This is a genomic window from Parafrankia sp. FMc2, assembly GCF_041008525.1.
Taxonomy (GTDB): Bacteria; Actinomycetota; Actinomycetes; order Frankiales; family Frankiaceae; genus Parafrankia.
Genome location: NZ_JBFLUG010000219.1, coordinates 1 through 8,180 on the forward strand (window position 1 = coordinate 1; position 8,180 = coordinate 8,180).

Here is an 8,180-nt window from a genome sequence, read left to right on the forward strand (position 1 = left end):
GGAGTACGAGATCGAGCGGCTCTACCGCGAGGCCCCGTTCATGCTCATCGGCGAAGGCACCTCCGAGGTCCAGAAGCGCATCATCAGCCGCGCCCTGCTCAAGGAGTACAAGCTCCCCGGCTGAGCGTGGGTGGACCGGCGGTGAGCCGGCCACACGCCGTCGGCGGGAGCGGTGTCCCGCCCCGTCGACGGCGTCAGCCTCACTGGCCGGCTGGTGTCTGACCGGCTGGTGTGTCGCCCCGGCTCGGAAGGGCAACGACGGCGGACCCGGGCATGACGTTCGCGCCACGCTGGTTCGTCGCCCAGGTCTCCACCCGCACGACGTGGTCGCCGTCGGCGTCGATCTCCCTGGCCACCACGCGGCCACCGAGGCGCACCACGTCCGACAGGTAGACGTGGCTGCGGTACTGGCCGTGCAGGGCCTTGAGCGAGCCGTCGTCTCCCATCCAGTTGGTCAGGGAGTGGATCTGCCAGCAGGTGCGCTGGATACCGACGTCATAGGCGATCTGGGCACCCTGCAGGCGAGCCGCGTAGTCGTTGTAATGCACCGAGTAGACCCGCTCCAGCGCGTGGGTGTTCGGGTCGCGGAAGGCCCACTTCGGGTGCTTGTGGTACCGCCGCAACGCGACGCCGTGCGCGGAGATGCGGGGGATCGGGGCGGCACCCGCGGCGATGTAGGCGATGAAGTCGGTCAGGCCGATCGGGCCCTTGGTGATGACGTCGATCTCGTCGCCGACGTCCTCCCAGTACCGCGGTACCGCCCCGCGTGGGCGTTCGGCGAGGACGTCCGCCTCGATCGCGGCAAGCTCGCTGTCGGTCCACGGGTGGGGCAGCTCGATCTTGCGGGAGTCACGCCGCTTCTGCATCTCGCCGCGCTCGAAGCGCATCCGGGAGCAGATGAACGTGGCGACCAGCTCACCGTGCTGGTTGCGGTACTCCTGGCGCAGGAAGTCCTTGATACGGCGGCCGCCGAAGTTGCTGTCGACCGGCCCCTCGAACCCGTCGAACACCACCGTCGCCGTGATCTTGTCGTCCACGTGGATCGGCCGCTCGAAGGTCATGGTCGTCTCGGCGTGGAACCCGCCGAGGCCGCGCCACCCCACCTGGACGGAGCCGAGGCAGGCGAAGATGAAGCTGGGGGGAGCGATGATGCCGCCATGCCGGGCCCCCGCCGCGTAGTCGGCGTCGGTCCACAGCGGGTTGTCGTCACCGATCCCCTCGGCGAAGCGCAGGATCGCCAGCCGGGTCGCGTACTCGTTGTTGATGCAGGCCTCGGTGCGCAGCTGCGTCCCGATCAGCGCCCGCATCTCCTCCAGCAGTTCGTCGGTGAACGTGCCCAGCGCCAGTTCTTTCCCGATTTCGTCGGTCTTTTCCTCATGTGTCGTCGTCATCTGTTTCCCATCTGCAGTTGGGCGGAGCGGGTAGCAGTGGCGTGCTGTGGCCTCGGGGCCCTGGCTCCACGGGGACTCCACGGGCCCGGATTCGGGCCGGTCGCGAGCCGGTGGCAGGGCAGGGCAGGGCAGGGCGGGGCGAGCCAGGCGCACGAAGTGGTGGCGGCGGCGGTGGCGCTCGGCCGACGGGCCCCGTGCCGCGAGCGCACACGGCCCGCCCGGCGGGCGGTCGCGACCGCGCTCCAGGCCGGCCGCCGCGGCGGTGGGCAGATCCGCGGATTCGGTGAGGACGCCGAGCAGGCGGCGGCTGCCCTCGGTGATGTCGACGGTGGGGGATTCGACGAGGCCGTCGGTGTAGAGGGCGAGAGTGGAGCCCTCGGGGAACTGGTGGCGGGTTTCGGTGGTCACACCAGTCGCCGCCGACCTCGGCGCCGGACGTGCCCGGCAGATAGCGCCAGACCAGGTCGAAGGTTCGGCATCTCCGGGATGTCCTTCGGAAGCAGGGCGCGCTGCAGCGTCAGCGCGGCAGCACGCTGGTAGTCGAACGTCCGCGCGTTCGCGATCGCGGCTGCGATCCGGCTTCCGAGCTCCATGGCGGTGTGCACGTCCGGCTCGTCATAGGGCCGCGCCGCTGTGACGCCGAACCCGGCGCAGCCGAGACAGTTCCGGCCTGCCAGCAGCGGCGCGATGATCGCGGAGCGGATCCCGAAGTGCCGGTACAGGGCGGCCAGGCCCCGTGTCTCGGAGTGGAGCTGACGCTCGTCGCGATCGATGCGGATCGGCCGGCGGGCCAGGAACGCCCGCCCGGTCTGGCTTCCCGTGAGGTCCACATCCGCCCCCGAGGGCGGGAGGCGCAGGCCGGCGGGTGGCCGGGGCAGGTCCGCGGAGTGCTCCCACAGAGTGGGGCGAAGGACTAGCGGGTCGGGCTTGGTTCCGGCCGGGCAGGGCTCTTCAGCCAGGAACAGCTCGCAGGTGTCCGCGAACTCCGGGATCACCAGCGTGACCATCTCCCGCAGTGTCGTCGGCAGGTTCAGGCACGTGCCGAGCAGCCCGCCTGCCTGGCCCAACAGGCGCAGCCGCCGTCGCCGCCGGCTCGGGTGTAGGCGGACGTATCCGAGTGTGGGGCAGGCTGATCCGGGACGCGAACGGGAACACCACTCTCGGCCCTGCCGCCCGCGGTCACATAACAGGACCACGACCCCTGCGCGACGGGACAGCGATCCGTACTGATGCGGAATGTGCGGCAAGGGTGGCAACTGGCATCGAAGCCCGAATCGGGGTGTGATTCGGCCTTTCGGTGAAGGTACGTGTCATCTGCTGACATCCGACTGGCGCCAGAAGACTGCCTGGAGCCGTAGGCCCCCGTGATATCAGGGGCCGGCGCCTAGAAGGGGCAGGTCTCCTGGTAGTCCTCGATCTCCCCGAGGATGCCCGAGGACGGGCCCGGGCAGAGGAACTGGCTGTAGCGGGTGTCGTTGTCCACCCACCGCTTGGCCCAGGAAATCATCATCTTCGCGACCAGGCTGTTCGGGGACTGCGGGAAGAAGTGGCTCGCGTTGTTGAGTTCGAGCAGGGCCTTCTCGCCGCCGAGCGAGTTGTAGAACGGTGTCGAATGGGTACCGACGGGGGCGATGGTGTCGGACTCGCCACCGATGATCAGTGTCGGTACGTCGACCTCGCTCCAGGTCTTGTCCGAGTTCCAGGGAGCCAGCGGCAGGACGGCCCGCAGGGACGGCCGGTCGGAGGCCGCCTCCAGCGATCCGCCGCCACCCATGGAGTGGCCGCCCACGGCGAGCCGGGCGGGGTCGATGCGGCTGGCCGCCGGGCTGTCCTCGACCGCCCAGTCGAGTGCTGCGAGCAGCTGGCTGCCCCGGGACGGCGGGTAGTCGTACCTGCTGTCCGTCTCAATGCCGATGACCACGAACCCGAACGAGGCCAGCCGCGGGCCGAGCCAGCTGATGCTGGACCAGCCGGCGGTGTAGCCGGGCGAGAGCGCGATCGCGCCGTAGGTGCCCTGGTTGGTGGCGGTCGGGTAGTAGAGGGTGCCGCCACCGAAGCCGGCGACCAGGGACGAGATGTTGTAGGTCGAGACCGCGAACGGGCCGGTGGTCGCGGTGACGCTCGACTCCGTCGGGTTGGGTCCCTTGGCGTACGGGTTCGCCGGGACCTGGGCCTGGGCGGGTGCCGCGGCGACGACACCGGCGCATAAGGCCGCGGCCATGGATCCCGCAAGCGCGAGTCTGGCTCGGCCACGGGCCCTTCCCATCAGTTTTCCGCCACGCATCACGAACTCCTTTCATGTCGGATTGACCGGCCCTGGGTCCGCCCCTTTACCCGCTACTGCGCAGGGGTGGCCAGGCCGGTTTCCTGAGTGGGAACCAGCGATTGGATTCGCGGTTCTGCTGTCGGCTCTTCCTTCGACCGGAAGCGATGTTACGGGTGGGTGAAGACAGTGCAGCCGACTGGCCCGAGCACTGTCGGAAAAGGAAGCCCTGTTCTCACCGAGGACGGCCGCCGGAACGTGTCTCCCGTCGCAGGCCCGCGAGTAAGAACGGGCCGGCAGGAAGGCAGTAGCGACGGTCATGGGGTCAGGGACGACCGTCTCGCACCCACCTGGGTGCTTTCTTGGTCCAGTGAGCATCGCCGATGGTGTGACCTACGTCAACAACTTTCCTGGAGTATCTGGGAAGATGCTGGTCAGTGCGTTGTCTGCTGTGTCGAAGGTGTCACATGCTTTGTGGTTCTGACTCCGCCGAACCCGGTCACGGAATGAGCCGAGGGCAGCCTTGGTGCAATCCGGATGCCTTTTTGCGGACTATCTGTGCGGGGGAGGTGTCCCGCGGCCCCTGCGACGAGAAGCACCGGTGTGCGCCGCTCGTCGTCCTCCCTCCCCCGCCCGCTGTCCGGTGTCCTCCGCTCGCCGCCCTCCGCTGTCCGCCGTCCTCCGGCCGGTCTCCCTGAACTCGCGTTCGCCCTCGTGGCCTTCCCGGGCCTGCCGCTGTGCGCGAGCATCAGGCCCTGGCTCATCGGGCACCGTGGGAGTGAGGATGACTGTGCACAGTGATGTGGACACCGATGGTGGAAGAATCGGTCCGCCGCCGCCTTTCGACGTCGAGCTGGCCGCGGTTCTCGAAAGTCTCGGGGAGCGCACACCGCCGCCGATGACCCTCGAGATGATTCAGGGGTTCCGCCAGCGGATGGCGGCGTTCACCCTCGCGGATGATCTCCTCGCCCGCGAGGGAACCTTCACCGTCGAGACCGTCACGGCGCCCGCGGGGCCGGACGGGTTCGAGCTCCCGATGGTTCTGTGCCGGCCCGCAGCGACCAGGAGACCGGCCGCGGCGGTGTGTTTTCTGCACGGCGGCGGCATGATCATCGGTGACGCGCGTACGGGGATCTCCGAAGCGCTCGACTGGGCCCAGGAACTGGACCTGGTGGTCGTGTCGGTGGACTACCGGCTCGCCCCGGACCATCCGCACCCGGTACCCGTGGAGGACTGCTACACCGGCCTGCTCTGGACGGCAGGCAGGCTGGCCGAGCTCGGCGTCGCCTCGGGCCGGCTCGTTGTCGCCGGCACCAGCGCGGGCGGTGGCCTGGCCGCGGCCGTGGCACTGATGACCCGCGACCGTGGTGGGCCGGCGCTGGCCGGGCAGATGTTGCTGTGCCCGATGCTCGACGACCGCAACGACACCCCCTCGGCCCGGCAGATGGCCGGCCGCGGCGTCTGGGACCGGACGTCGAACGAGACCGGGTGGACGGCGCTGCTCGGCGATCGGCGCGGCGGACCTGCCGTCTCGCCGTACGCCGCCCCGGCCCGTGCACGGGACCTCTCGAGCCTGCCGCCGGCCTTCATCGACGTCGGCTCGGCGGAGACGTTCCGCGACGAGGACGTCGCCTACGCCACCCGGATCTGGCAGGCCGGCGGAAGCGCCGAACTGCATGTCTGGCCGGGCGGCTTCCACGGCTTCGACCTCATGGCGCCGCAGGCGCCGGTCTCACGGGCGGCGAAGGCTGCGCGTATCAACTGGCTCGGCCGGCTTCTCGGCGGCTAGAGGGTGTCTGAGAAGGGTGAGGGTGGGTAGGTCAGGCGGGTGTGTGAAGCCTCGGTGTGAGGGAGGCTGGTGATGGCCGAGCGGCGCTGGTATCCGACCGATCTGTCCGATGCCGAGTGGGAGCTGATCGCTCCGTTGATTCCCGCCCCCAAACCCGGTGGCCGGCCGCCGGCGCATGAACGCCGGGAAATCGTGAACGCGTTGGCGTACTGGATACGGGCGGGATGCGCCTGGCGGCTGCTGCCCCATGACCTGCCGCCCTGGCAGACGGTCTATCACTACTGGCGCCTCTGGCGGATCGAGGGCCGCTGGGAGCAGATCCTGGCCCGGCTACGCGAACGTGACCGCACCAGTGGCGGTCGCGATCCCACTCCGGGGGCGGGTGTCCTGGACAGTCAGAGCGTGCGGGCCACTGACCGGGGCGGGCTGCATGGCTACGACGGTGCCAAGAAAGTCAACGGTGTCAAGCGTCATCTGCTCGTCGACACCCTCGGTACCGTGCTGGTGGCCTGCGTCAGCCCGGCCAGCGTGGATGATCGCCTGGCGGCGATGGTGGTGCTGTCCCGGGCCCGTGATGCCTTCGTCCGGCTCCGGCACGTGTGGGCTGACCAGGGCTACCGTGGTCGGGAGTTCTGCGACTGGGCCGAGGACGCGGTCGATGTCGACGTTCAGATCGTCTCCCGGCGTGATGGTGGATTCCGTCATACCTGGGCCCCGGTCGGGGCACCGCCACGGCAGGTGCCGATGTTCGCCGTGGTGCCGCGTAGGTGGGTGGTCGAGCGCACCTACGCCCGGCTGGGTAAATACCGCCGCCTGTCCAAGGACTATGAATAACTGACCGCCACCTCCGAGAACTCTATCTACCTGGCAATGACCATGATCTTGTTGCGTCGCCTTACCCGTGCGCCCGACTGACCCTTCTCAGACGCTCTCTAGCGACGGAGAGAGAACAATGACAAGAATCGACGGACGCCTCCTGCGCGTCTCGGCGGTGACCGCCGGGGCGTTCATGCTCGCGAGCGTCGCAGGGGTGGCCATCGCGCAGGTGAGCCATGGCGAGAGCGGCGTCTCGGTCAACGTGGAGATCCCTGAGATCGAGGAGCCCGGGGTGCTCGCGCTGAGCGTCGCCGGTACCACCACCGCCCTCACCGAGGACGGATCGGACGCGCTGGTCCGGCAGTTCACCGGGACGCTGCCGTCCGTCACCGTCACCGACACCCGCTCGGCGGACGACATTCCCGACGGCGCCTTCTGGTACGTCCTCGGGACCTCCACCGACTTCACGGGTGAGGACGGGCAGGAGGCGATCTCCGCCGGGCACCTGGGCTGGGCGCCGCGGCTGATCGACGGCGGCGAGTCCGGGCTCGTGGCGGAAGGCGACGAGGTCGGGACCGTCCTCGATGCGGGGCCGGGCCTGGTGGACCAGGAACTGCTCGCGCTCGCCGCGGACTCCGCCGCCGTCGTGGAGGAGGGGCAGTGGACCGCGAACGCGGACCTGTTCCTGCGCACCCCCACCACCGTCGCCGCCGGTGACTACACGGCGACGCTGACGCTCTCCCTTTTCGAGTAGCCGCGAGAGTCATCGCGCGGGCGTGGGCGTGGACGCCAGGAGCGGCCCGCGGCCACGCCCGCCGAGGAACGGACCCACGAGCATGCACCCACACACCGGCCGCCGGCGGACCGTGCGCCTCCGCGCACTGATCGCCCTGGCCGTGCCTCTCCTCGTCGCCGCCGGCTCCGTGCCGCCGGCGGGTGCCGCCCCGGAAGGTACGGCGCCGCCAGGCGGCGCGCCAGGCGCTGCCCCGGCGGCTGATCCCGCCGCGACCGTCACCTGGACGGTCAGGCCTGCCGACGAGCGGGGTCCGGATGGACGCTCCTGGGTCGAGCTCACCCTTGACCCCGGCGAGACGGCGACGGAGCACGTCGCCGTGCGCAACCTCGGCCGTACGCCCGCGACGTTCTCGATCACGGCGGCGGACGGCTACTTCACTGACACGGGCCGGTTCAACATGCTTCCCTCCACCAGACCCTCCCGCGAGGCGGGGACCTGGGTGGAGGCACCGGACACGGTCACCGTCGAAGCCGGCGAGAGCGCCGTTCTCCCGTTCACCGTCACCGTTCCCCGCAACGCCACCCCGGAGATCATCCAGCCGGGATCGCGGCTTCGCTGATGTCGGTCAGCCAGGCGCCCGGCGGCGCGAACATCGGCATCGAGAGCAGGGTCGGATTCAGGGTGATGACCCGGGTGACCGGGGAGCTGAGCCCGTCCGCGGCCATCGACGACATCTCCGCGTCGTACGCGCTGAGCTGGAACCCCTTCGAGCCCGGGTCGCTCGACGTCACCTACGACGCCGTCAACGACGGCAACACGCACCTGACCGTCGACGCCGGTGTGGAGGCGGCCGGCAGGACCGAACAGTCCCGGAGCAGCAACGGCAGACCCGGTCCCGCGGAGCTTCTGCCCGGAGACCGGCGATCTCTGAACGCCACCGTCACCAGGGTCTGGCCGCTGGGCATCGTCACCGGAAAGGTCACTCTGGTCTCCGCCTCCGCCGAGGGTGACCCGGCAGCGGTGGCCTGCCTGGATGGTCGGCTACCGGCAGGGCGGAGCCACCGCCCAGTCCGGAGCCACCGCCCAGCCAGGGGGCACCTCGACCCCCGACGTCCTCCCGATCATCCCTCTCACCCCGAACGTCGTGCCACCCACGGCCGCACCGGGTGACGGCACATCCACCCC

General features: G+C 69.9%; 8 protein-coding genes and 1 pseudogene. 6 read left to right on the forward strand and 3 right to left on the reverse strand.

Translation table 11 applies throughout. The features are described 5' to 3' along the window. Positions 1-124, forward strand: a 124-nt coding sequence (locus AB1460_RS34420; protein WP_368965997.1) for an acyl-CoA dehydrogenase family protein, incomplete at its 5' end; no start/stop codon positions are given. 76 nt (positions 125-200) lie between these two features. Here AB1460_RS34420 and AB1460_RS34425 read toward each other — a convergent pair. From AB1460_RS34425 to AB1460_RS34435, 3 genes are all read right to left on the reverse strand, one after another. Continuing rightward, positions 201-1,391, reverse strand: a complete 1,191-nt coding sequence (locus tag AB1460_RS34425; protein ID WP_368966529.1) for an FAS1-like dehydratase domain-containing protein — start codon at positions 1,389-1,391, stop codon at positions 201-203. Between the two features lie 404 nt (positions 1,392-1,795). Further along, positions 1,796-2,458 carry a GAF domain-containing protein gene (locus AB1460_RS34430; protein WP_368966517.1) on the reverse strand — a complete coding sequence of 221 codons (663 nt, stop codon included), beginning with the start codon at positions 2,456-2,458 and terminating at the stop codon, positions 1,796-1,798. A gap of 317 nt (positions 2,459-2,775) precedes the next feature. Next, positions 2,776-3,612, reverse strand: coding sequence for an alpha/beta hydrolase (locus AB1460_RS34435; RefSeq protein WP_368966519.1), 837 nt, complete (start codon positions 3,610-3,612; stop codon positions 2,776-2,778). Between the two features lie 826 nt (positions 3,613-4,438). Between AB1460_RS34435 and AB1460_RS34440 the strand changes: the two genes are divergently transcribed. The 5 genes and pseudogenes from AB1460_RS34440 (at position 4,439) to AB1460_RS34460 (ending at position 8,165) form a co-directional block, all read left to right on the forward strand. After that, positions 4,439-5,443, forward strand: a complete 1,005-nt coding sequence (locus AB1460_RS34440) for an alpha/beta hydrolase (protein ID WP_368966521.1) — start codon at positions 4,439-4,441, stop codon at positions 5,441-5,443. A 72-nt stretch (positions 5,444-5,515) separates the two neighbouring features. Next, positions 5,516-6,358: pseudogene (locus AB1460_RS34445) on the forward strand (IS5 family transposase). Positions 6,359-6,395: 37 nt separating this feature from the next. Next, the gene (locus AB1460_RS34450) at positions 6,396-7,013 is read left to right on the forward strand and encodes a hypothetical protein (RefSeq protein WP_368966523.1); all 618 of its coding nucleotides are present in this window, start codon (positions 6,396-6,398) and stop codon (positions 7,011-7,013) included. Between the two features lie 82 nt (positions 7,014-7,095). After that, positions 7,096-7,614, forward strand: a complete 519-nt coding sequence (locus AB1460_RS34455) for a hypothetical protein (protein ID WP_368966525.1) — start codon at positions 7,096-7,098, stop codon at positions 7,612-7,614. Further along, complete coding sequence (locus AB1460_RS34460) at positions 7,614-8,165, forward strand: hypothetical protein (RefSeq protein WP_368966527.1); 552 nt, start codon at positions 7,614-7,616, stop codon at positions 8,163-8,165. The genes AB1460_RS34455 and AB1460_RS34460 overlap by 1 nt, the downstream gene beginning before the upstream one ends. Positions 8,166-8,180 lie beyond the last annotated feature (15 nt).

What these genes read in the sequence shown, in the direction of transcription:
- AB1460_RS34425 (WP_368966529.1), bottom strand. Translation starts at nt 1,391, where the DNA reads ATGACGACGACACATGAGGAAAAGACCGACGAAATCGGGAAAGAACTG.
- AB1460_RS34435 (WP_368966519.1), bottom strand. Translation starts at nt 3,612, where the DNA reads ATGGCCGCGGCCTTATGCGCCGGTGTCGTCGCCGCGGCACCCGCCCAG.
- AB1460_RS34440 (WP_368966521.1), top strand. Translation starts at nt 4,439, where the DNA reads ATGACTGTGCACAGTGATGTGGACACCGATGGTGGAAGAATCGGTCCG.
- AB1460_RS34450 (WP_368966523.1), top strand. Translation starts at nt 6,396, where the DNA reads ATGACAAGAATCGACGGACGCCTCCTGCGCGTCTCGGCGGTGACCGCC.
- AB1460_RS34455 (WP_368966525.1), top strand. Translation starts at nt 7,096, where the DNA reads ATGCACCCACACACCGGCCGCCGGCGGACCGTGCGCCTCCGCGCACTG.
- AB1460_RS34460 (WP_368966527.1), top strand. Translation starts at nt 7,614, where the DNA reads ATGTCGGTCAGCCAGGCGCCCGGCGGCGCGAACATCGGCATCGAGAGC.